Genomic DNA, 20,569 nt, shown 5'->3' on the forward strand with positions numbered 1-20,569 from the left:
TCGGTTATGGGGCTTTCCGGACTCAATCCATCCGGATCGTCACGAAGCGCAACTCGCCTGTCTTGGACGCCAGCATCAAGAGCGCATTCTTGCGGCCCTGCTCCTTCAGCGCGCCGATCCGGTCCATCACGTCCTTCGGGGTCGCGACCGATTCCTGGGCGATTTCGGTGATCACCTCGCCGGCCTGGATGCCGCGCTCGGCGGCGGCCGAATCCTTGGTGACGTCGGTGATGACGACGCCGGAGACGTCGGCCGCGATGCCGAATTTTTTCCGTGTGTCGTCATTGAGCTCGCCGACGGTCATGCCGAGCACCGAGGCCGTGGAGACCGCGGGCGCCTTGTCGCCGCCCTTGTCCTCATCGGTAGTGCCGTCCTCACCGGCAGCGACCTTCTCGCCGTCCTCAAGCCGGCCGAGCGTCACCTTCACCGTCTGCTCGACCCCCTTGCGCACGATGATTACGTCGACCGCCTTGCCGACCGGGCTTTCCGCCACGACCCGCGGCAGGTCGCGCATTTCATGGATGTCCTTGCCATCGAACTTGATGATGACGTCGCCGGCGAGAATTGTGCCGTTGTCGACCGGTCCGCCCTTGATGACGCCGGCCACCAGCGCGCCCTTGGCGGTCGCCATGCCGAGGCTCTCGGCGATGTCGTCGGTCACCGGCTGGATGCGCACGCCGAGCCAGCCGCGACGGGTCTCGCCGAACTGGCGCAGCTGGTCGACGACGCCCGAGGCAAGCTGCGAGGGGATGGAGAAACCGATGCCGATCGAGCCGCCCGACGGCGAGATGATCGCCGTGTTGATACCGATGACCTCGCCCAGGCTGTTGAACAGCGGCCCGCCGGAATTGCCGCGGTTGATGGCGGCGTCGGTCTGGATGAAGTCGTCGTAGGGGCCGGAATTGATGTCGCGGTTGCGGGCCGAGACGATGCCGACCGTCACCGTGCCGCCAAGGCCGAACGGATTGCCGATCGCCATCACCCAGTCGCCGACGCGCATCTTGTTGGAATCGCCGAACTTCACCGCCGTCAGCTTGTGGCCCTTCGGGTCGACCTTGAGCACCGCCACGTCGGTCTTGGTGTCGGTGCCGACCAGCGTCGCCTTGAGCGTCACGCCGTCGGAGAAATTCACCTCGATATCGTCTGCATCGGCGATGACGTGGTTGTTGGTGACGACAATGCCTTGCTCGGCGTCGACTACGAAGCCGGAGCCCAGCGACTGCACCTTTTGCGCGCCGCCATCCTTGTCGCCGCCACGGTTCTTGAAGAAGTCGTCGAAGAAATCCTGGAACGGCGAACCCTCCGGCAGCTGCGGCATCGGCACCGCGCCCGGACCTTCCGTGCCCTTCACGGTCTGCGAGGTCGAGATGTTGACCACCGCACCGAGCAGGCCTTCGGCGAGGTCGGCAACCGAAGCCGGTCCGTCCGCGGCCACCGTCGGCGTCACGAAAGCCGGAACGGCAAGCGCGCCGACCATAAGTGCCGCAGCACCTGCGATGAACGTCCGCCGCGCCGCGCGCAGAAGGGTGTTGGATGTCATCGAAAGCCTCCCGGATTGCTGAAAAGAAAAAGCGCTTCGGCAAAACGCCGCGTCGCGTCATGTTGGCAAGAAATACGGCACGTTTGCGGCTATGGCCACATCAGGAGGAGAAATCCTCCGTTACACCTTCTAGAACGGTTGGCCGTCTCGCGGAAACGGCGAACCGTTCAATCTCTTTGCTTTTACGCAATTCCGGACGGAAACCGCTCACACTTTTCCTGGAATTGGTTAGATCAGCGGTCCTCAGCCACGCACCAACCAGACGATGCCGACGCCAATGGCGATCGCCACCAGCCCGACGATGCGCAGCGCAATTTCCGGCGTCGACAGCACTTCGCCGGCAAGGCGTTTGGCAAGGCCGGGAAAGCCGCCATAGACCAGACCCTCTACGACGAGGACCAGGCCTATGGCCGCAAGGAAATCCTGCACCGCCCTACTGGGCGGGTGCAGGTTGTGCAGCCGGCGCGGCAGGTGCCGTCGCCGGCGCGGCAGGTGCCGTCGCCGGAGCCGCAGGCGCCGCCGGCTCCGTGTCCGTCCCGTCCGGATTGCGGAAGAAGCGGAAGAACTCCGAGTTCGGCGAAAGCACCATCGTCGTCCCGGAGTTGTCCAGCGCCGTGCCATAGGCATTCATCGACCGGTAGAAGTCGAAGAACGCCGGATCGCGTTTGTAGGCGTCGGCAAAGGTCGCGCTGCGCTGGGCTTCACCTTCACCACGCAGGATTTCCGATTCCTTGCGCGCTTCGGCGACGATTTCCACCACTTCGCGGTCGGCGCGGGCGGTGATGCGCTGCGCGGCCTCTTTGCCGCGTGCCCTCAGCCGTTCGGCCTCGGCCAAACGTTCGGCCTTCATGCGGTCGAAGGTCTGCTGCGAAACCTCGGCCGTCAGATCGGTTCGGCGGATGCGCACATCCTCGATCTGCAGGCCGAGCGAGGTGGCGTCGGGCCGAAGCTGATCGCGCACTTCGCGCATCATCACGGCCCGCTCTTCCGAAAGCGCCGCCTCGAAGTCGCGCAGACCGTAGACACGGCGCAGCGCCGCATCGAGACGCGTCCTCAGTCGTGCTTCGGCCAGTGTGATCTGACCGGACACGGCTGAGCGGAACACGCGCGGATCCGAGATGCGGTACGCGATGAAAGCGTCGACCTCGTAGAACTTGCCGCCCGAAACCTGGACGCGGATGTTGTCGAGATCGAAGCGCAGCACCCTGTTTTCGATCAATTGCACGCTGTCGGCGTCGAAGAAGGCGAAAGGCGCCTTGAAATAGATGCCGGGTTCATTCTTCACGTCGACGATCTCGCCGAACCGCAGCACGAGCGCCTGCTGGCGCGCGTTGACCACGAAGACCGAGGAGTAGAGCAGGAACAGAAGCACGGCCGCGATGACCGCGATGATGGGAAGACGATTGGCCATCACTGGGCTCCTCCCGTCGTCGCAGGCGGCGGCGCCTTCGGCTGCAGTGCCGGCAGCGGCAGATAGGGAACGACCCCTTGCCCATTGCCCTGTTCGACGATGACCTTGTTGGAATCCTTCAGCACCTTCTCCATCGTTTCCAGATAAAGCCGCTGGCGCGTCACGTCGGGCGCCTTAGCGTATTCGTCATAGACCGAGATGAAGCGCTGCGCCTCACCTTCGGCTTCCTGGACGACACGGTTCTTGTAGGCTGCCGCGTCCTCGCGGATCTGCGCCGCGGCGCCACGCGCCTGGCCGAGCTTCTGGTTGGAATACTGGTTGGCCTGCTCGACGAACTTGTCTTCGTCCTGCTCGGCGCGCTGCACTTCGTCGAAGGCATCGGCAACTTCACGCGGCGGCGCCGCGTCCTCGATCGAAACCGCGTTGACGTTCAGGCCGGCCTTGTAGCCGTCCAGCGTCGTCTGAATGATTTCACGCACCGAGGCGGCGATGCCCTGGCGATCGTCCCGGAAGATGTCCTGGGCCGGTCGCCGGCCGACCGCTTCGCGCATGGCGCTCTCTGCGACCTGCTGCAGCATGCCTTCTGGGTCGGAGACGTCGAACAGATAGGCCCGGGGATCGGAGACCTGGTAGGCCACCGAAAACTGGACGTTGACGATGTTCTGGTCGCCGGTAAGCATCAGCCCCGACGAGTTGCCGCTCGTCGCGCCGCCACCACCGATATCGACGAGTTGTTCGGCGATGTTGGCCGTCTCGACGGTTTCGACCGGCCACCAATGGAAATGCAGACCCGGCTGCGACAGCTCCGCCTTCGGCTTGCCGAAGCGCAGCTCGACCGCAACCTCGTCCGGCTGCACGGTGTAGACCGCCTTGAACGCCCACAGCACGATCAGAGCCGCTGCGATCAGCGCAAAGACGGCCGGGCTGGCGCCGCCGCCACCGGGCAGCGCGCGCCGCAGCCGGTCCTGGCCGCGGCGGATGATGTCTTCGAGATCGGGAGGTGACCCCGGCGGGCCGCTAGGCCCCTTCGGTCCCTGCCCCCAGGGTCCCTGATTGTTGCCGCCGCCGCCCCATGGGCCGCCGCCGCCGCTCTTGTCGTTCCAGGGCATGAATGTCCTTTCGCTTGGGATTCCCTCAGCGCCGACGTTGCGGCGCAAAATCCAGTTGTTCTTCTATAGGGACGCAGCGATGCGCTTTCAACGCGATCCGCTGCCGAGCATGTCCGTTTTGGACGTTCGCGACCCTTTTATCGTCTCAATGCACGCCGCGGCGTCGCTCGTAAACCGAATAGCGCGTCGCATGGCTGTCCTTTTCACCGGCCGGAACGTCCTGAGCGCTGACAAGGCGCCACAAATCCGGATCGATGTCGGGAAAATGCGCGTCGCCATCGACCGCCGCCAGCACATGGGTGACGTGCAGCCGGTCTGCCAGCGGCAGCGCCTGCGCATAGATCTCGCCGCCGCCGATGATGCAGATTTCGTCGACGCCGGCCATGCAACGCCCGCGCACCGTGGCCAGCTGGATAGCTGCCTCCAGCGAGTGCGCCACCTCTATGCCCTCGGCGCGCCAGGCCTTGTCGCGGGTCACCACGATGTTCAATCGGCCCGGCAGCGGCCGGCCGATGCCTTCATAAGTCTTGCGGCCCATGATGACGGGCTTGCCCATCGTATCGGCCTTGAAGCGCTTGAGATCGGTGGACAGCCGCCACGGCAAGCCGCCGTCGCGCCCGATGACGCCGTTCTGCGCGATGGCGACATAGATTGCGACGTCCATCAGTTGGCTTCCCCGGCGCCGTCATCCGACGGCTCCAAGAGCAATATGTCGATGTTGTGCTCGGGATAGAAATCCTGCGCCTTCGTCTCGAAGGTCGTCGGCCCGACCTTCTTCACATTGTCGCTGCAAAACGAGATCAGCGCTTTCGGATTGCCCTTGTCGACGGTTAGCTTGAACTTGCCAATGCTGCCATTGGCCCAGTTGCCGCCGGTGGTCAGGATATAGGCAATGCGATTCTCGTAAAAATGCGGATAACCGTCAGCCTTGGCGGCCTGCCGCACCGCATTCTCGAAGCTGTCGTCCATGCAGTAGCGGGTCTTGTAGGTCGTGTACTGGCCGCCCTCGGAGAACTTGCCGTCATAGAAGAAACTGACCGATGACGTGCCACCGACGCTCGGTTTGTAGCGGTGCGAGACGTGGACATCCTTGTTGGCCGGAAAGGTCGCGCGCCACCAATAGGTCGAGCGCAACTGCCACCACGGCGTATAGACCTTTTTCGCCTCGGTACCGTCGCTGCCCGTATCCTCGATGATGATGCCGCGGTTTTCCCAATCCTCGGCGACCGTTTTCGGCAGCTTCGCCAGGGCCGCCTTGGCCGCATCGCCGAACGGATTGAACGGCACGTTCTGCGCCTTCAGATCGGCGCCGATATCGATGCCGACAGCGAACACTATCTGCTCGAGCTGCGGCTTTGCCGGCGCGCCATCGATCGTCACCTCGAAGCCAAGGAAATTGTTGCTCTGGTTTTCCGGGATGGCCGGCATTTCCTCCGGATTGCCTTCGATGTCCGGCAGCGGAAAAGCGACGATGGCATTTACATCCTTGTCGGTGTTGTTGTGGAAGACGTAGTCAACCGTGATCTTTTCCGGCGAGATATAGAGGTCCTCGCTTTGCATCGACACCGCGTCGCTACGCGACAGGATCAGGCCACCTGTGCCGAGTTCGGCGGTCGTATCATTGGCCAGCGCGGGCACGGCTAAAAGCGCCAGCGCTACGGACAGAACATATTGCAACATCGAAGCCCCTCGCCAAGAATGCCGCGACCCTAGCCGTTTCAGTGTGGCGTTTCAAAGCCTTCCGTCTCCCAGCAGGACGCCACAGTGTCGGGACACGCCAATCGGCGGTCTGGACTAACAGGTTTCGATCGGGCAGGAGTTCGCGTCATGCGCAAGCTTCTCGTCATCGGCATCGGCGCCGGCAATCCCGACCATATGACCGTGCAGGCCATATCAGGCCTAAACCGGGCGGACGTCCTGTTTATCCCCGACAAGGGGGCGAAGAAGAACGACCTTGCCGAATTGCGCCGCCATATCTGCGACCGTTTCGTCAGCAATCCGAAATCGCGCCGCGTCGAGTTCGACGTGCCGGTGCGCGCCGAGCCGGCGCCTTCCTATCGCTCGACCGTCGATGACTGGCACGAGGCCATCGCCCAGATTTATGAGAGCCTGGTCCGCGACGACCTTGCCGAGGACGGCTGCGGCGCCTTCCTGATCTGGGGCGACCCCTCGCTCTATGACAGCGCGCTGCGCATCCTCGCGCGCGTACGACTGAGGGGCAATGTCGCATTCGAACTGGAGGTCATTCCCGGCATCACCGCCGTCCAGGCGCTAGCCGCCGGCCACAAGATGGCGCTGAACCGCATCGGCGACCCCGTGCTGATCACCACCGGCCGCCGCCTCGCCGAACAAGGCATGCCGCACAATGCCGGCAGCGCCGTGGTCATGCTCGACGGCAAATGCGCCTTCAACACGCTGGCAGACAAGGATCTGATCATCCATTGGGGCGCCTATCTCGGCACACCGGACGAGATCATCGTTTCCGGTCGCCTGGGTGATGTCGGCGAGGAGATTGAGAGGACGAGAGAAGAAGCCCGGAAAAGAAAGGGCTGGATCATGGACACGTATCTGCTGCGTAAAGCAGGAGAGCCCGAGGAATAGCGCGCTCAAAGGTCGAGTTCCTTCGCGCCCCCCTCTGTCCTGCCGGACATCTCCCCCTCTAGTGGGGAGATTGGCCGTCACGGAGGATTTCGCCAATCGCCTAACAGATTAGCGCCCGTCTACGGGCTAGCTGATCTCCCCCCTTGCGGGGGAGATGTCCGGCAGGACAGAGGGGGGTGTGACGGATCGCAAGCTTCAACCCTCACCCAGCATCAATCTCCGCCTGCAAGGCGTCCATATGCGTGGCCGCCGCTGCCGCCGCAGCGCGCTCGATAGCGCGAAAACGGCTGACAACTGCAAGGCCAACTGAGGTCAGCTGTGCGCCGCCGCCCTTTTTGCCGCCGGTCTGCGCCGCGACCAGTGGCTTGCCGAACACACGGTTCATATCTTCCACCAGATCCCAGGCGTGCTTGTAGGACATCTCCATGCCGCGTGCCGCAGCCGAGATCGAGCCGAAAGTGGCGATCTGCTCCAGCAATTCGATCTTGCCCGGACCTATGCGCCCGTCCGGATCGAGATTTATCCGCAGGCTCAGCGACGGCATCTCTTGTCCTCCACAGTCACACTAGCCCCTCTCGACCCATAGCGCTATTCCAAAACGATATAGCGGCTATCAGCCATCCGCTTCGGCCGGCAGCCCGGCGCCGGTGTTGGCACGGTCGAAACTGACCGTCTTGATCACCGCGAACACCTTGCCGCCGAGATGAAGTTTCAGCACCTGCCTGGATTGTTCGGTAATGCGGGCAAGCACGGTTGCGCCATTGCAGTCGACGCCGATTTCGACCGTCGGACCCTCGCCCGGACCGATTGCGACGATGGTGCCCGGCAGGATGTTGAGCGCACTGAGACCTTTCGGCAGTTCGGTGGCGATCATCACGTCGCGGGCGCGGATGCGGATGCGCACAGGCGCGCCGACCGAGACCGCCAGAAGCGGCACCCGGATTTCGCCCGCCGCCGAGCCGAGCACGGTCATCCCGAAGATCTCATCATGGCGCAGCACCTTGGTGTCGAGAACCGCGCCGCCCTCGCCGCGTTCCTCGGCCGGCAGCAATTCGAGCCGTTGCATGATCGCGCCGGTCGGGCCTGAGGCAGCGACCTTGCCTTGCGCCATCACCACCACGTCGCTGGCCAGCCGCGCCACCTCGGCGACGGAGTGGCTGACATATACGATGGGCAGCTTGGTCTCGTCGCGCAGCCGCTCGATATAGGGCAGGATCTCGGCTTTGCGCGCATCGTCGAGCGAGGCCAGCGGCTCGTCCATCAACAGCAGTTTCGGGCTGGCAAGCAGCGCCCGGCCGATCGCCACGCGCTGCTTCTCGCCGCCCGAGAGCTTTGCCGGTCGCCGGTCGAGCAGAGGACCGATGCCGAGCAGTTCGACGACCGCGTCGACATCCGCATAGCGCTCCGCCGGTGGCGTGAACCAGCGGCCATAGCGCAGATTGCCGGCCACGCTCATATGCGGAAACAGCCGCGCGTCCTGGAACACCATGCCGATCCGGCGCTTGTGCTTCGGCACGAAAATGCCGGCATCGGTGTCGACCAGCACACAGCCGTCGACCGCGATACGGCCCTTGGTCGGCCGGATCAGGCCGGCGATCACGTTGATCAGCGTCGTCTTGCCGGAGCCCGATGGCCCGAACAGCGCCGTCAGCCGCCCGGCGCTTTCGAAACGCGCGTCGACGGCGAAACCGCCGAGCCGATGGCTGATGTCCACCAGCACGCTCATTCGATGTCCATCCGCCGGCCGACGCGCCGCGCCAGCACTTCCGAGGCGACCAATGCGGCCATCGAGATGACGATGGAGATCAGCGTCAGCCTGAGCGCCCCGTCATCGCCGCCAGGCACCTGCGTGAAGGTGTAGATCGCCGAAGGCAGCGTCTGCGTCTCGTTGGGAATGTTGGAGACGAAGGTGATGGTGGCGCCGAACTCGCCCATCGCCTTGGCGAAGGACAGGATCGAGCCGGCGATCAGCCCGGGCAGGATCAGCGGCAGCGTGATGGTGGCGAAGACCCAAATCGGGTTGGCGCCGAGCGTTCCCGCCGCTGCCTCCATTTTGCGGTCGACCGCCTCGATCGACAGCCGGATCGCCCGCACCATCAGGGGAAAGCCCATGATACCGCAGGCCAGTGCGGCGCCGGTCCAGCGAAACGAGAAGACGATGCCGAAATGCTCGGCCAGGAACGCTCCCGCCGGCCCGCGCCGGCCGAAGGTAAGCAGCAAGAGATAACCTGTCACCACCGGCGGCAGGATCAACGGCAGGTGAACCACACCGTTGAGCAGCGTCTTGCCCCAGAATTTTCCGCGGGCCAGCAAAAGCGCCATCAAGATGCCGGGCGGCAGGCTGAACAGCATCGCCACCGTCGCCACCTTGATCGACAGCCGGACCGCATTCCATTCGTCGGGAGTAAGGTCCAGCAGCCAGTTCATGCGTCAGCCGCTACCTTAATTGCTCGGCGTGAGCACGGTGAAACCCTGATCCCTAAACAGCTCCACCGCCTTGGCGGACTGCAGGCACTTCAGGAAAGCCGGGGTATCCTTGTCCTTCGAATCGGTGGTCTGGGCAACCGGATAGATGATCGGCGGGTGCGAATCCTCCGGGAAGGTGCCGACCACCTTGACTCCCTTGTCGGCATGCGCGTCGGTGGCATAGACGATGCCGAGCGCGGCCTCGCCCGTTGAAACCAGCTTCAGCGCGGCGCGCACATTCTCGGCCTGCGCCACCTTGCCTTCGACCGACGACCAGACGCCGAGCGATTCAAGTGCCGCCTTGCCATACTTGCCGGCCGGCACCGCCTTGACGTCGCCCATGGCGAGCTTGCCGTCGCTGATCAGCTTGGCGAGGTCGAAGCCTTTCTCGATCCTGGTTTCGACCTTGGAATCCTTCGGCGCCACCAGCACGATCTGGTTGCCGAGCAGTTTCACCTCGGTGTCCGGCTTGGTCAGTTTCTTGTCGGAGAGATATTTCATCCAGTCGAGGTCGGCCGAGATGAACACATCGGCGGGCGCCCCGCTTTCGATCTGCTTGGCCAGCGCCGAGCTCGCGGCGTAGGAGACGGTCGCCGCTTCACCGACATCGGCTTCGCAGGCCTTGGTGACGGCGTCGAGCCCGTCCTTGAGGCTGGCTGCGGCAAACACGATCACCTTGTCTCCCGCGTGAGCCGCCGGCATCACGGCCATCAGAGCTACGGCAAAGCCGCCAATCGCGATTGCCCTCATACCAAAACCTTTGTGCCCCAACATGAAAACTCTCCCTGGGCTTGAAATCTGCTGGCTCACTCCTGCCGACCGATATATCTGGATGAATATAACAAGGGAAGGCCGCCTCCTGCGAAAGCGTATGTTCGGCATCGATTGTTCTGGTTTGGACGTGCACCGAAACCCGGAAAGGAACTCCGATGAAGATCAGCGCCCGCAACATCCTCAAGGGAACGATCGTCGAGATCGTCAAAGCACCTCGCCTGTCCGCGGTGATGTCGCCGGCTCCGTCGTCACGCTTCGATCACCAACGAGGCCTTTGCCGATCTCAAGCTCGAAAAAGGCAAGCAGCCTATGCCATGATCAAGGCAACCGACGTCATGGTCGACATCGATTGAGGGTCGGAATTGATTGACGGTGGACGGATCAGACCGCGATCGGCGCCTTGATCGACGCGTCGGCAAAATAGTTTTCCAGCCGGAAATCCTCGAAGCGGAAGGCGAACAGGTCCTTCACCTCCGGATTGATCCACAGCGTCGGCAGCGCCTTGGGTGTGCGCCGCAATTGCTCGCGCGCCTGCTCGAAATGGTTGGAATAGAGATGCGCATCGCCCAGCGTATGGACGAACTCGCCGGGCTTCAGCCCGGTCACCTGCGCCACCATCAGGGTCAGCAGCGCGTAGGAAGCGATGTTGAAGGGTACGCCGAGAAAAATGTCGGCCGAGCGCTGGTAGAGCTGGCAGGACAGCTTGCCGTCCGAGACGTAGAACTGGAACAGGCAGTGGCAGGGCGGCAGCGCCATCGCCTCCACTTCGGCCGGGTTCCACGCCGAAACGATCAGCCGGCGTGAATTCGGATTCCTGCGTATCTCCTTCAGAACATTGGCAATCTGGTCGATCGACCCGCCATGGCCATCCGGCCAGGAGCGCCACTGCTTGCCATAGACCGGGCCGAGATCGCCATTCTCGTCGGCCCATTCGTCCCAGATCGAAACGCCATGATCTCTAAGGTATTTGATGTTGGTGTCGCCGGCCAGGAACCACAGGAGTTCATGGATGATCGACTTCAGATGCAGCTTCTTGGTGGTGGTGACGGGAAAGCCGCGCGACAGGTCGAAGCGCATCTGGTACCCGAACACCCCACGCGTGCCGGTGCCCGTGCGGTCGCCACGGTCGGCGCCATTGTCCAGCACATGCTGCAAAAGGTCGAGATACTGGCGCATCGGCTTCGCCTCGATTCGGGGTTACCGCCATCATAACCGACTGGCCGCCGGCCGAACACAGCAAAAGGACCAGAACGCGGCTTGCCCCATCACTCTTCAAGGGTTAGCGCTGCCCCTCACCTGCCTGCCGGCATCCTCTCCCCGTATAGGGACGGGGAGAGGGGCGCTGTGATCAGCGGTTTCGCCAATCACAAGCGTTCGAGAGAGAGAGAGAGAGAGAGAGCCAAGGCTGCGGTCGGCCCTTTCTCCCCGTCACTATACGGGGAGAAATGCCCGGCAGGGCAATGAGGGGCGGTGCTGACCTCCGGTGAGGAGCAAAATCAAACGCGCGCTCTGCCTATCGGCAATAATCTCTACAAAGAGCCGAGCTTGCCCAGATCCTTGGCGACCAGATAGTAGAAAGTCACGCGGCTCTTGGAGCTGTCGGCGGCCAACGCCTTGCAGGTCTTCTCGATCGCTGAGTCGGCTTTCGCCCCGTCGGTCACGCGGAGTTTCTTGGCAACCCAGTTGGTCTTGACGCGCTCCAATTCCTTGGGGTCGGTGCAGGATACCAGCGAGGAATCGCGGTTGCGCAGCGCGATGCCCAGATGTTTCACAATCTTGGCAACCACATCGGCATTTGCGGCGGCGTCGTATTTCTTCACGTCTGCGAGATAATCGGCCATCAAATTTCCCCATGTCGGCGCCACGGGATCCGATCGATGAGGGCTGTGGCGCGCTGCCGCAACTTGTGCGCTCGGTCGATACTCCTCACCATCGCAAAGCTTCGGTTGAGACCGCGCGCGAGTCAACCCTCGGCGCCGCAGTTTGGTGCGGCCAAGAAGTGTCATTGCGGCCTTTCATTTTGTGCGCCCGCCCCCTATATTCGTTTTGTCGGCTTGACCGACTATGGCGATAAATGGGCGATGTAATAAGCCGTTCGGACCCGGGGGCGGTACCCGGCGCCTCCACCAAGAACCGCTCTGTGATCAGAGCGGCTGTTGCTGGGGGCGAAATAGGATCGACGAAGGTGTAAAGATCGTACTTTTGCCCGGCATGGTACCACCGTCATCGGGCTAAACCTGTAGTTGCAAATGACAACTATGCGGAAGCACGTCTCGCCGCGTAAGCGGTGCGATAGCTTCAAATCAAGCCCTAGAGGTTCGCACTTCTAGGCGGGGTTCGGAGGTACCTGGCAACAGAAACCTCCACTTCTCCCCTCCTCGATATCGTACGCTCAATGCCGGCTGCCGCTGGCCGGATTTCGCATGACGATGGGCCGCGAAGCCTACACCAAATTGAGCCATGAGCTGGTGCAATTTGCCGCTGGCGTCGGTCGAAGGCCGTGGTTCTGGCCGGGGCCGGATTACCCCAGACGTGAAAAAGGCCGGGATGACCCGGCCTTTCCGGTCGATTGCGGTCAGCTTACTCGGCCGGCGCTTCAACGGCTTCGCGCGAGCGGCCGAGCGTCAGTTTGGCCAGCGTGAACGAGATTACGGCGCAGAGCGTGATGCCGGCCACCATGGGCAGCGGGGTGCCGTCGAAGAAGATGCCGGCGACGCCCATCGCCAGCGCACCGATGGCGAAGTGCAGCGTGCCCATCAGCGCCGAGGCCGTGCCGGCGATCTCGCCATGCTCTTCCATGGCCAGCACCGACGTCGTCGGGATGACCAGGCCGAGGAAGCCGTAGCCGACGAACAGCAGTGCCGCCATAACATCGAGCCGGTCGACGCCGGCCGCCATGACTGCGAACAGCACAACCATCGTCGTGGCATAGCCGGTTACCGCCACCCAGACGACGCGCTTCAGCCCGAAGCGCTCCGACAGCATCCCCGTCAGCTGCGACATGCCGATGAAGGCCACCGCATTGATCGAGAAGAACACGCTGTAGACGGAAGGCGACAGCCCGTAATGGTCGATCAGGATGAAGGACGAACTCGAGAGGTAGACGAAGAAGCTGGCGATGCCGAAGCCGGCGATCGCCACCAGGCCGAGGAAATTGCGGTCACCCATGAGGAAGCGATAGCCGGCGAGTGCGGTTCCGAAGGAGGAACCGACGCGTTCTTCCGCCGGCCGCGTCTCCTTCAGCGAGGTCGCCAGCAGAATGGTGGCCAGCAGGGCCGCGCCCGTCACCGTCCAGAATACGGCGCGCCAGCCGAAATTCTCGATGATCTGGCTGCCGGTCAGCGGCGCCAGGATCGGCGACACCGAAAACACCAGCATCAGCAGCGACATCAGCTTGGCGGCTTCGGTGCCGGTGTGCAGGTCGCGCACGATGGCGCGCGGCACCGCCATGCCGGCGCTGGCGCCCAGTCCCTGCAGAAAGCGGAAGGCGATCAGCCATTCGATGGTCGGGCTCATGGCCGAACCGATACCGCCGACCATGAACAGCGCAAGGCCGCCGTAAAGCGGCAGCTTGCGGCCGACCATGTCGGAGATCGGTCCGACGACGATCTGGCCGAAGCCCATCGACAGGAAGAAGATCAAAAGGCTCATCTGAACGGCGGCGGTGCCGGCATGCAGATCCTCGCCGATCGAAGGCAACGCCGGCAGATACATGTCGATGGCGAAGGGGCCGATAGCGGACAACAGGCCGAGCACGACCGCGATGCGGAGGAATTTGGGACTCATGATAAAGGCTTCTTTCAAGTCTGGTTGGCGCCGCCAACGCGACGACTAACCCTAGGACGTTCCATCCCGTTGAAATCCGACGGCTCAGAGCGAGATTATTCGTCTCTACGGAGCGAATTCCCATTTATTGTGTCCACAAATTTAGACAGCCTTGTCTAATTCGTCAATCACCTCTATATAGATTTCTATGAAGCTTGCCGTTTCTCCTGACATTTTCCCGCCACGCGGCCACGAGGCCAAGCGTATGTCGATCATCGATGCGGCGGCTTCGGTCTTCTGCCGGGAAGGCTTTGCCGGCGCCAATATCGACCTGATCGCGGTGGAGGCCGGCGTGTCGCGCCAGACCATCTACAATCACCACCGCGACAAGGAAAAGCTCTTCATGGCTGTGGTGCGCGATCTGACGGAGCGCTGCAATGCCGGCATCTTCGCCACCTTCGCCTCTTTCCCAGACCAGCCGAAGGATCTGGAAGCCGACCTGATCGGCTTTGCCGTGCGCATGAATCAGAACTGCATCTGCAACCGCGACGGACGCTTCCTGCGCAAGCTGATCCAGACCGAAGGCGAGCGCTATCCCGAGCTCTTCGCCGAATGGCGCGACCAGGGGCCGAGCCGGACCTGGCCCGCACTTGCCGCCCGTTTTGCCCGCCTCGCCCATGCCGGCCATCTCGCGGTCGACGATCCCGATGTCGCCGCACGCCAGTTCCTGGCGCTAGCCAACGCCGAACTGCAGACCACCTTCATGCTAGGCAGCATGCCGTCGGAAGACGAAGTGTTGCAATCCGCCACCCACGGCGTGCGCACATTCCTGCGCGCCTTCGGCAAGCGCAGATCAGCGGCAGCGGTGGAAAAACAGCTGGCCAGCGCCTGAACGCCAAAGCAGGCGATCAAATCGTCCGTTACGGGCTTCGCTTCGGCGCATCAGCGATCTATATCCGGTTTACGCCGCGCTCAAGCTTGATTACAGCTATGCGGACGATTCAACGGAACCCGACCAGCACATGGCCGACGACCACATCCGCTACGACATTCTGGCCCAGGAGGCATTGCGCGGCGTCATGCGCAAGGTCCTGGCCGAAGTCGCGCGCACCGGCCTTCCCGGCAATCATCATTTCTTCATCACATTCCTGACCGGCGCGCCGGGCGTGCGGGTGTCCTCCAGGCTGCGCGAGCGCTATCCCGAACAGATGACCATCGTCATCCAGTTCCAGTATTGGGACCTCAAGGTGACCGATACCGGCTTCGAGGTCGGGCTGTCCTTCTCCGACGTGCCGGAGAAGCTGGAAATTCCGTTCTCGGCCGTACGCGGCTTCTACGACCCATCGGTCAATTTCGAACTCGAATTCGACGTCAAGACCGACGTCCCGGCGGAAGACGATGCAGCCGCCCAGCCGGCTGCCGAGCCTTTGGCTATCGTCTCCGAGAAAAAGCCGAAGGCCGAGAAGAAGGCAGCTGCCACTGAGGCGGAGAAAAAGCCCGCCGTGGCCGATGCCGCCGCCGGCAAGGGCGCCGACGTCGTGTCGCTCGACGCCTTCCGCAAGAAGTAGCGGGACGGTCGGCGCGACATGGGCGAAATCGTCAACCTTCGCCAGGTCCGCAAGCAGAAGGCGCGCACCGAAAAGGAAAAGCTCGCCGGCGAGAACCGCGCTCTGCACGGCCGTTCCAAAGCCGAAAGAACTCGTGACCGTCTGACATCGGACAAGGCCGAAAAATTCGTCGCCGGCCACCGCCGCGAACGCCCGGAAGACCAGGGCGATTGATGGACCGCCTGCGGTGAGCCCGGTCGAAAAACGCTCCGTGACCATCCGCGGCCATCGCACCAGCTATTCCCTCGAAAAACCCTTTTATGACGATCTCGTCACTATTGCCGCCGCGCGCAAGCTGACCCTTGCTGCCCTGGTCGCGGAGATCGACGAGACAAGACCGCGCGATGCCAATCTGTCCTCGGCGCTCAGGCTCCACGTGCTGGACTGGGCCAAGCGCGACGCCAGAACTTCTTAGGCCTTTATGACCGCATCCTGTTTCTTGCGGCGGGTGCCAAATCCCAGCAGCGTCGAGCGATCGCGTTCCTCGGCAAGCTTCTTCGACCGGACGCGCATCAGATCTTTCCAGCCGACATAGCCGACCAGCCGCGCGTCCTCGCGCGCGACAACCGGCAGATGCGAGACATTGGCCATCAGCAGCTTGTCGGAAAGACCCTCGAGATACTCGTCCGGATAGGCAAGCGTGAGCTTGCCGCCGTCAAGCAATTCGCCAAGCGTCGTGGTGCGGTGCTTGCCCGCGCGCCTCCAGCGCAGGATCGCCGGCGGATCGATGACGCCAAGCACCTGGCCGTCTTCGCTGACGACGGGAAAGCTCGGATGCCGCGTCTGGGGCGCGGTCAGGAAGGCGGCTGCGCCATGTAGCGTCATCGTCGCCGGCACGCTCTCCACCTGCGCGGTCATGACCTCGCGCACCCTGGTCAGCGCGAAGGGATCGACACGATATTCGCGAACCAGATGATGCCCTCGCCTGGCAATCTTTTCCGTCAGGATCGACCGCTTCATCAACAGCACGGTGACCGCGTGAGCGGCCGCGCAAGCGGCGATCAACGGCACCAGCACATGGGTGTTGCCGGTGAGTTCGACCGCAAAGCTTGACCGAACACGCCGAAGACCGTCTTGCCGAATTGTCCGCCGCGCATCTCGATGAGCTCAAGCGCATCGAACCGATGCTGGGACGCCTGCTGACCCGTCACAAGCAATAGTCCGCAAGTCGCGGACCGGTGCCGTCGGCGATGCGGGTGCCTAATTGCCCAGCGACTTCAGCAGATTGTCGACGGAGAACGGATTTGTCCTGGGCTTCGGCGGCGCCGGGGCCGAACCGTCACTGACACCGGGAAGCGAGCGGTCGACCTTCGGCGCCTGCTCCTGAGCCTTGCGCTCGGCCTCCAGCCTGGCTTTTTCCTGCGAAGCGATCCGAGCCTGTTCGGCCTTCTTCCGTTCGTCCTCGGCCTTGGCGGCGTCTTCGGCAGCCTGCTCTTCCGCCTGGGCTTTCGCGTCCGCATCTGCCTTGGCCTTTGCGTCAGCCTCTGCCTGCGCTTTCGCATCGGCATCGGCCTTTGCTTCGGCATCCGCCTTGGCCTTGGCATCCGCTTCGTCCTGTGCCTTCGCATCGGCCTGTGCCTTCGCCTTGGCGTCGGCCTCGGCTTTGAGCCGTGCCGCTTCCTCCTGCTTGCGCAATTCCTCGGCGGCGTTGTCGCGCTCGGTCTGCAGGGCGGCGTAGTAGCGCACCTCGCGCCGCAGCCGCTGCTTCTCGAGCAGTGCGGCCTGCATAGCCTCGACCCGCTGCTGCTCCTTTTCCAGCGCGCGCTGGGTCAAAAATTGCGCCAGCGGCTCGCTGTCGAACTGCTTCTTCAGCGCCCCGAACGGCCCATCGACGCTGAAATTGACCGTCGGATCGGAGCCGATCAGCGCCTCGTCGCCAGGCTTGTAGGTGACAGCGCCCTTGGTGGCGACGGTGCCGGTGTTGAGGTCGGCCGTGATGTCGGCAGACAGCGTCGCCGCCTGGTTTTCGAATTTGATCGGTGGTGCCCGCAACGTGCCGCCGGCGACCGTGAAGGCGATGTCGGCATCGCCGGCAGCAAAGCTGCCGTCGCCAGCGATCTCAGGTGCAAAGCCCGCGGTCTTGGCCACGTCGATGTCGCGCCCGATCGCATCGGCCTTGGCAATCAACGCGCCGAAGGCATCGGGATTGACGCCGGCAATGGTGAGGCCTTTCAGCGCCGCCGTGCCCGAGCCGGAGAGTGCGGCAATCATCGCGTCGACCGATTTGCCGCTGGTCGACAGCCCTGTCGAGAAATCGCCGTTGCCACTCAATCCGGCAGCCGGCAGCACAGTCGCCAGGTCGGCGCCGGCAAGCCTCATCTGGCCGGAGAACAGCCCCGTGCCGTCTGTGTTCTTCAACTCGAACAATCCGGTGAGCGCGCCGCCGAGCAGTTTTGCCTTCAGGTCCGAAACGCGGATGCCTTCCTGGTCCAGTTTCAACGACAGCGACGCATCATAGGCTGTCGCCAGCGGTCCGGCGGCAAGCGTCGCCGTCGTCAGATCGAGATCGGCGCTGAACGGCAGGCTGGATTTCTGGCTGAATGGCGCCGTCGGCCAGTTCGCGTTGCTGCTGAGGAACGACTGGTCACCGAACAGCGCAACCGCAATCGGGTCGAGGTCCAGTTCGTCGAGCGCCAGCGCACCGGCAAAATGCGGCAGCCCCTGCTTCGCATCGATGTTGACGTCGCCCGAAATCTCCGACTCGTTGATGGATCCGCTGAGACCGCTCAACACCAGCAGGCCACTGCCGAAATCGGCATCCGCGCTGAGCGAGGTCGAGGTGCCCGTTCCCATGCCCGGCAGGCCGGCGCCGGTCGTCATCAGCCAAGGCTCGATGTCGGAGGCGTCGAGGCCGATCTTGCCCTTGGCGGTGGCGCCTTGCGGCGTCTGAGCAACGGTGCCGTCGAACGTCGCCTTGAAGTCGTCGGCGGCGAAATTGAAGCTCGTCGCCAGGCCGCCGCCGAGCGTGCCTTTCGCCGAAATATCGGTGCTTGCCTGGCCGAGCATGCCGAGCGGCAGCGCCGGCAGGCCGTAGAGCGCCAGCAGCGCCGTGGCGTCGGGATTTTTGGCGTTGAAGGTCAGCGTCACCGGCGCGTCAAGCAACTGGCCTACGGCCCCCTTGCCCGACAGCGACGCCGAAAAGCCCGAACCGCCGGCCTTGCCTTGTCCGCTCACCGCCAGCCCGGTGGTGCCGTCGCCATTGTCGGCGGCGCTCGCCACCAGATCGACGCGCGCGTCCTGGAACAGTTCAGGATAGGCGGCCGTGCGGCCAGCCAGTCCCTTCAGCATCAGATTGTCGGGATAGTGTTGCGCGGCAATGTCGATCAGCGGCTTCAGATCGACGGCGACCACCGAGGCATCGAGCTTGCCGGTCGGGCTTGCGGGAAAATCCTTGATCCGGCCGGTGGCGCTGATCGAGGCGCCGGCAAGGCCGCCAATCGACAGCCGGTCGATTTCGAGCAGCCCGTCGCGGAGCCGGAGCGCGGTATCGACCGTGTCGGCGGTGAGCCCGCCGGCATTGACCGGCCCTGCCTTGATCTGAAAATCGAGGTCACGGTCGGAAAAGCGGTTGGCGCCCTTGTGGCTGACGAAGATCGAGGCGAAGGCCGTCAGCCCGTCGACATCGAGTTCGCCGCCCTCGAGCCGCATCAGCACCGAGGACTTGGCGTCGTCGGGCTGGTTGGAATCGATGCGGCCGGTGAACTTCGACTTGCCGAGGATCAGTTCGAGATCGCTGAACGCCTGGCGCTTCTCCGACAGGTCCACCTTGGCCTTGAAGCCGGCGGCCGGCAGCCGGCGGATCGCCTCGTCGACATCTTTCGACAACCAGGCAGCAAAGCCGGAAGGCTGCGCCACCGCCAGCAGCATGGAGCCGCTGAAACGGAAATGATCTTCGACGCTGAGCATGCCGCTGGCTTCCAGCGTCGTGCGCCCGGGCAAGGTCGCGGCCAGCGATTTCACCGACCAGCCGCCCTCGACCGGCTCGGCCGAGAGATGCACGTCGCGCACCGTGGTGTCGCCAGCCACCACCGCCGGCAGCTTGACCTCGACAGTGCCGGGGATGCTCGGCTTCGGCAGGACGAGCAGCGCCTGCTCGATTCCGGCAATGCGCTGGTCCAGCGTCAGGCCGGCGCCCTTCTCAGCGCCCACCGCCTCGTCCAGTTGCACCTGCGCGCCATTGGCCTCGATGGCGAAGTTCGGCCTAAGGCCGAGATCGACCGAAGCCTTGCCGTCGGCTGTGTAGGGATTGTCGAGCGGCCCGGTCTCGAAGCGGAATTCGTCGACGCCAAGCTTCTGGTGGTCGAGCGAGAACTTGCCGTTCAGCCTGAACCCCGGATCGGGTTTGCCGGCTCTGATTTTGACGCTCTCGCCATCGCCGCCGCGCAGTTCGGCGCTGTTTTTGTCGTTGCCGGAAATCTTGAACTGGCCGGAATAGACGGCAGCCCCATTGACGATGCCGGCATTGCCGTCGGTTTCGATGACCAGTGGATAGGCATCGGGATCGACCTTGAGCCTCAGCCGCATCTGGCCGCTGCCTTCGGCCTTGCCGGTCGAAGCCGCAACCGTCGAACGCAGTCCGTCGAGCAGCAACGTTCCGTCCATGCGCCACGGCCCGGCCAGCGACTTGGCAGAGATGGTCGAATTGATCTCGGAAATCAGATGGCTGCGCCCGCCTGCGGCATGGCGGAGCGCAATTTCTCCCTCCGTCACCGTGAGCTTCTCGATCGAGATCTGGTTGAGATCGAAGGGCGAGGACGGCCGTATCGCCCAGTCGACCGTGCCGTTATCGGCGATGTCGATCGTCGCCTTCGGATGCACCAGCCGCATGTCGAAAATCAGCACTTCGCCGCGCAGGAACGGCGCCAGTTCCGCGTCCATCGAAAAGGTCTCGACGGTCATTGCCGGCTGGCCGCCGGGGCCGCCGGCGACCGTGACGTTTGAGAAGGTCACCGAGGGGAACGGCAACAGGCGCGCCGTGGCGTCGCCTTGCACCGTCACCTTGCGGCCGAGAATGGCGCTCGCCTCGCGCTCGAATTGGGCGCGGTACCCGGTCCAGTCGACAAAATACGGCACCACCAGCGCCGCAACCAGCACCAGCACAAACAAGCCACCGAAGATCACGAACAGGCGTGCGAGCATCAGCTCCGAACGGGTTGATTGAAAGTCAGCCGCACTCTACCCGCATCAGCGTGTCGATAAAGAGGCAATTCATCCAGAGTTGCTTGATCTCTGATGTATCTGGAAGAGCAGAGATTTTTGGACGCCTTTGACCGCGGTCCGGCCTGTGCGCAAGAGA

At 63.4% G+C, this 20,569-nt stretch carries 19 protein-coding genes, 1 other RNA gene and 2 pseudogenes; 7 read left to right on the forward strand and 15 right to left on the reverse strand.

Annotation, left to right across the window (positions count from 1 at the left end; all coding sequences use genetic code 11):
- Positions 1–22: 22 nt before the first annotated feature.
- The 6 genes from NKJ88_RS22760 to NKJ88_RS22785 all read right to left on the reverse strand — a co-directional run bounded on the left by NKJ88_RS22760 (position 23) and on the right by NKJ88_RS22785 (position 5,740).
- The gene (locus tag NKJ88_RS22760) at positions 23–1,540 is read right to left on the reverse strand and encodes a DegQ family serine endoprotease (protein ID WP_023682088.1); all 1,518 of its coding nucleotides are present in this window, start codon (positions 1,538–1,540) and stop codon (positions 23–25) included.
- A 243-nt stretch (positions 1,541–1,783) separates the two neighbouring features.
- Complete coding sequence (locus tag NKJ88_RS22765; RefSeq protein ID WP_023668333.1) at positions 1,784–1,969, reverse strand: DUF2065 domain-containing protein; 186 nt, start codon at positions 1,967–1,969, stop codon at positions 1,784–1,786.
- A 4-nt stretch (positions 1,970–1,973) separates the two neighbouring features.
- Positions 1,974–2,951 (reverse strand): protease modulator HflC, encoded by a 978-nt coding sequence (hflC, locus tag NKJ88_RS22770; protein ID WP_352445577.1) that lies wholly within the window; start codon positions 2,949–2,951, stop codon positions 1,974–1,976.
- Positions 2,951–4,060: an FtsH protease activity modulator HflK gene (gene hflK / locus NKJ88_RS22775; RefSeq protein WP_352445579.1), complete on the reverse strand. Its 1,110-nt coding sequence runs from the start codon at positions 4,058–4,060 to the stop codon at positions 2,951–2,953. The genes hflC and hflK overlap by 1 nt, the downstream gene beginning before the upstream one ends.
- 145 nt (positions 4,061–4,205) lie before the next feature.
- Complete coding sequence (locus NKJ88_RS22780; protein ID WP_023667408.1) at positions 4,206–4,724, reverse strand: dihydrofolate reductase; 519 nt, start codon at positions 4,722–4,724, stop codon at positions 4,206–4,208.
- Positions 4,724–5,740, reverse strand: a complete 1,017-nt coding sequence (locus NKJ88_RS22785) for a DUF4424 domain-containing protein (protein ID WP_352445581.1) — start codon at positions 5,738–5,740, stop codon at positions 4,724–4,726. Before NKJ88_RS22785 ends, NKJ88_RS22780 begins: the two co-directional genes overlap by 1 nt.
- A 147-nt stretch (positions 5,741–5,887) precedes the next feature.
- Here NKJ88_RS22785 and cobF point away from each other — a divergent pair, with 147 nt between their 5' ends.
- Positions 5,888–6,661, forward strand: a complete 774-nt coding sequence (gene cobF / locus NKJ88_RS22790; RefSeq protein WP_023682093.1) for a precorrin-6A synthase (deacetylating) — start codon at positions 5,888–5,890, stop codon at positions 6,659–6,661.
- A 202-nt stretch (positions 6,662–6,863) separates the two neighbouring features.
- Here the strand turns inward: cobF and NKJ88_RS22795 are convergent, their stop codons facing one another.
- From NKJ88_RS22795 to modA, 4 genes are all read right to left on the reverse strand, one after another.
- Positions 6,864–7,205 carry a winged helix-turn-helix domain-containing protein gene (locus NKJ88_RS22795; RefSeq protein WP_023667411.1) on the reverse strand — a complete coding sequence of 114 codons (342 nt, stop codon included), beginning with the start codon at positions 7,203–7,205 and terminating at the stop codon, positions 6,864–6,866.
- A gap of 69 nt (positions 7,206–7,274) precedes the next feature.
- Complete coding sequence (modC, locus tag NKJ88_RS22800; protein ID WP_352445583.1) at positions 7,275–8,387, reverse strand: molybdenum ABC transporter ATP-binding protein; 1,113 nt, start codon at positions 8,385–8,387, stop codon at positions 7,275–7,277.
- Positions 8,384–9,088, reverse strand: coding sequence for a molybdate ABC transporter permease subunit (modB, locus tag NKJ88_RS22805; protein WP_023667413.1), 705 nt, complete (start codon positions 9,086–9,088; stop codon positions 8,384–8,386). The genes modC and modB overlap by 4 nt, the downstream gene beginning before the upstream one ends.
- 15 nt (positions 9,089–9,103) lie before the next feature.
- Positions 9,104–9,898: a molybdate ABC transporter substrate-binding protein gene (gene modA / locus NKJ88_RS22810; RefSeq protein WP_352445599.1), complete on the reverse strand. Its 795-nt coding sequence runs from the start codon at positions 9,896–9,898 to the stop codon at positions 9,104–9,106.
- A gap of 158 nt (positions 9,899–10,056) precedes the next feature.
- Here modA and NKJ88_RS22815 point away from each other — a divergent pair.
- Positions 10,057–10,254 (forward strand): annotated as a pseudogene (locus tag NKJ88_RS22815) (TOBE domain-containing protein).
- A gap of 28 nt (positions 10,255–10,282) precedes the next feature.
- Here NKJ88_RS22815 and NKJ88_RS22820 read toward each other — a convergent pair.
- Both NKJ88_RS22820 and NKJ88_RS22825 read right to left on the reverse strand, forming a co-directional pair.
- Positions 10,283–11,077, reverse strand: coding sequence for a thymidylate synthase (locus tag NKJ88_RS22820; protein WP_023688064.1), 795 nt, complete (start codon positions 11,075–11,077; stop codon positions 10,283–10,285).
- Between the two features lie 353 nt (positions 11,078–11,430).
- Positions 11,431–11,742, reverse strand: a complete 312-nt coding sequence (locus NKJ88_RS22825; RefSeq protein ID WP_352445601.1) for a DUF2853 family protein — start codon at positions 11,740–11,742, stop codon at positions 11,431–11,433.
- Between the two features lie 168 nt (positions 11,743–11,910).
- On the opposite strand from NKJ88_RS22825, the gene ssrA reads away from it, so the two are divergent.
- Positions 11,911–12,269, forward strand: a transfer-messenger RNA (tmRNA) gene (gene ssrA, locus NKJ88_RS22830).
- Between the two features lie 212 nt (positions 12,270–12,481).
- Here ssrA and NKJ88_RS22835 read toward each other — a convergent pair.
- Positions 12,482–13,687: a multidrug effflux MFS transporter gene (locus tag NKJ88_RS22835; protein WP_352445585.1), complete on the reverse strand. Its 1,206-nt coding sequence runs from the start codon at positions 13,685–13,687 to the stop codon at positions 12,482–12,484.
- A 187-nt stretch (positions 13,688–13,874) separates the two neighbouring features.
- On the opposite strand from NKJ88_RS22835, the gene NKJ88_RS22840 reads away from it, so the two are divergent.
- From NKJ88_RS22840 to NKJ88_RS22855, 4 genes are all read left to right on the forward strand, one after another.
- Entirely contained in the window at positions 13,875–14,558 is a 684-nt protein-coding gene (locus tag NKJ88_RS22840) for a TetR/AcrR family transcriptional regulator (RefSeq protein ID WP_023667418.1), read from the forward strand.
- Between the two features lie 130 nt (positions 14,559–14,688).
- Positions 14,689–15,234, forward strand: coding sequence for an SspB family protein (locus NKJ88_RS22845; protein ID WP_023667419.1), 546 nt, complete (start codon positions 14,689–14,691; stop codon positions 15,232–15,234).
- 18 nt (positions 15,235–15,252) lie between these two features.
- Positions 15,253–15,447, forward strand: a complete 195-nt coding sequence (locus NKJ88_RS22850) for a DUF4169 family protein (RefSeq protein ID WP_023667420.1) — start codon at positions 15,253–15,255, stop codon at positions 15,445–15,447.
- A gap of 13 nt (positions 15,448–15,460) precedes the next feature.
- Positions 15,461–15,688, forward strand: coding sequence for a ribbon-helix-helix domain-containing protein (locus NKJ88_RS22855; RefSeq protein ID WP_023667421.1), 228 nt, complete (start codon positions 15,461–15,463; stop codon positions 15,686–15,688).
- Here the strand turns inward: NKJ88_RS22855 and NKJ88_RS22860 are convergent.
- A pseudogene (locus NKJ88_RS22860) lies at positions 15,685–16,320 on the reverse strand (CBS domain-containing protein); the annotation flags it as partial. The gene NKJ88_RS22855 and the pseudogene NKJ88_RS22860 overlap by 4 nt on opposite strands.
- A gap of 153 nt (positions 16,321–16,473) precedes the next feature.
- On the reverse strand, positions 16,474–20,412 hold the full coding sequence (locus NKJ88_RS22865; RefSeq protein WP_352445588.1) for an AsmA family protein: 3,939 nt from the start codon (positions 20,410–20,412) through the stop codon (positions 16,474–16,476).
- Positions 20,413–20,569: the final 157 nt, after the last annotated feature.

This window comes from Mesorhizobium sp. M0016 (assembly GCF_040324035.1).
GTDB lineage: Bacteria > Pseudomonadota > Alphaproteobacteria > Rhizobiales > Rhizobiaceae > Mesorhizobium.

Bases quoted from the DNA above. Each gene is read 5' to 3' on its own strand.
- NKJ88_RS22760 (WP_023682088.1), bottom strand. From the start codon at position 1,540: ATGACATCCAACACCCTTCTGCGCGCGGCGCGGCGGACGTTCATCGCA.
- hflC (WP_352445577.1), bottom strand. From the start codon at position 2,951: ATGGCCAATCGTCTTCCCATCATCGCGGTCATCGCGGCCGTGCTTCTG.
- hflK (WP_352445579.1), bottom strand. From the start codon at position 4,060: ATGCCCTGGAACGACAAGAGCGGCGGCGGCGGCCCATGGGGCGGCGGC.
- NKJ88_RS22780 (WP_023667408.1), bottom strand. From the start codon at position 4,724: ATGGACGTCGCAATCTATGTCGCCATCGCGCAGAACGGCGTCATCGGG.
- NKJ88_RS22785 (WP_352445581.1), bottom strand. From the start codon at position 5,740: ATGTTGCAATATGTTCTGTCCGTAGCGCTGGCGCTTTTAGCCGTGCCC.
- cobF (WP_023682093.1), top strand. From the start codon at position 5,888: ATGCGCAAGCTTCTCGTCATCGGCATCGGCGCCGGCAATCCCGACCAT.
- NKJ88_RS22795 (WP_023667411.1), bottom strand. From the start codon at position 7,205: ATGCCGTCGCTGAGCCTGCGGATAAATCTCGATCCGGACGGGCGCATA.
- modC (WP_352445583.1), bottom strand. From the start codon at position 8,387: ATGAGCGTGCTGGTGGACATCAGCCATCGGCTCGGCGGTTTCGCCGTC.
- modB (WP_023667413.1), bottom strand. From the start codon at position 9,088: ATGAACTGGCTGCTGGACCTTACTCCCGACGAATGGAATGCGGTCCGG.
- NKJ88_RS22820 (WP_023688064.1), bottom strand. From the start codon at position 11,077: ATGCGCCAGTATCTCGACCTTTTGCAGCATGTGCTGGACAATGGCGCC.
- NKJ88_RS22825 (WP_352445601.1), bottom strand. From the start codon at position 11,742: ATGGCCGATTATCTCGCAGACGTGAAGAAATACGACGCCGCCGCAAAT.
- NKJ88_RS22835 (WP_352445585.1), bottom strand. From the start codon at position 13,687: ATGAGTCCCAAATTCCTCCGCATCGCGGTCGTGCTCGGCCTGTTGTCC.
- NKJ88_RS22840 (WP_023667418.1), top strand. From the start codon at position 13,875: ATGAAGCTTGCCGTTTCTCCTGACATTTTCCCGCCACGCGGCCACGAG.
- NKJ88_RS22845 (WP_023667419.1), top strand. From the start codon at position 14,689: ATGGCCGACGACCACATCCGCTACGACATTCTGGCCCAGGAGGCATTG.
- NKJ88_RS22850 (WP_023667420.1), top strand. From the start codon at position 15,253: ATGGGCGAAATCGTCAACCTTCGCCAGGTCCGCAAGCAGAAGGCGCGC.
- NKJ88_RS22865 (WP_352445588.1), bottom strand. From the start codon at position 20,412: ATGCTCGCACGCCTGTTCGTGATCTTCGGTGGCTTGTTTGTGCTGGTG.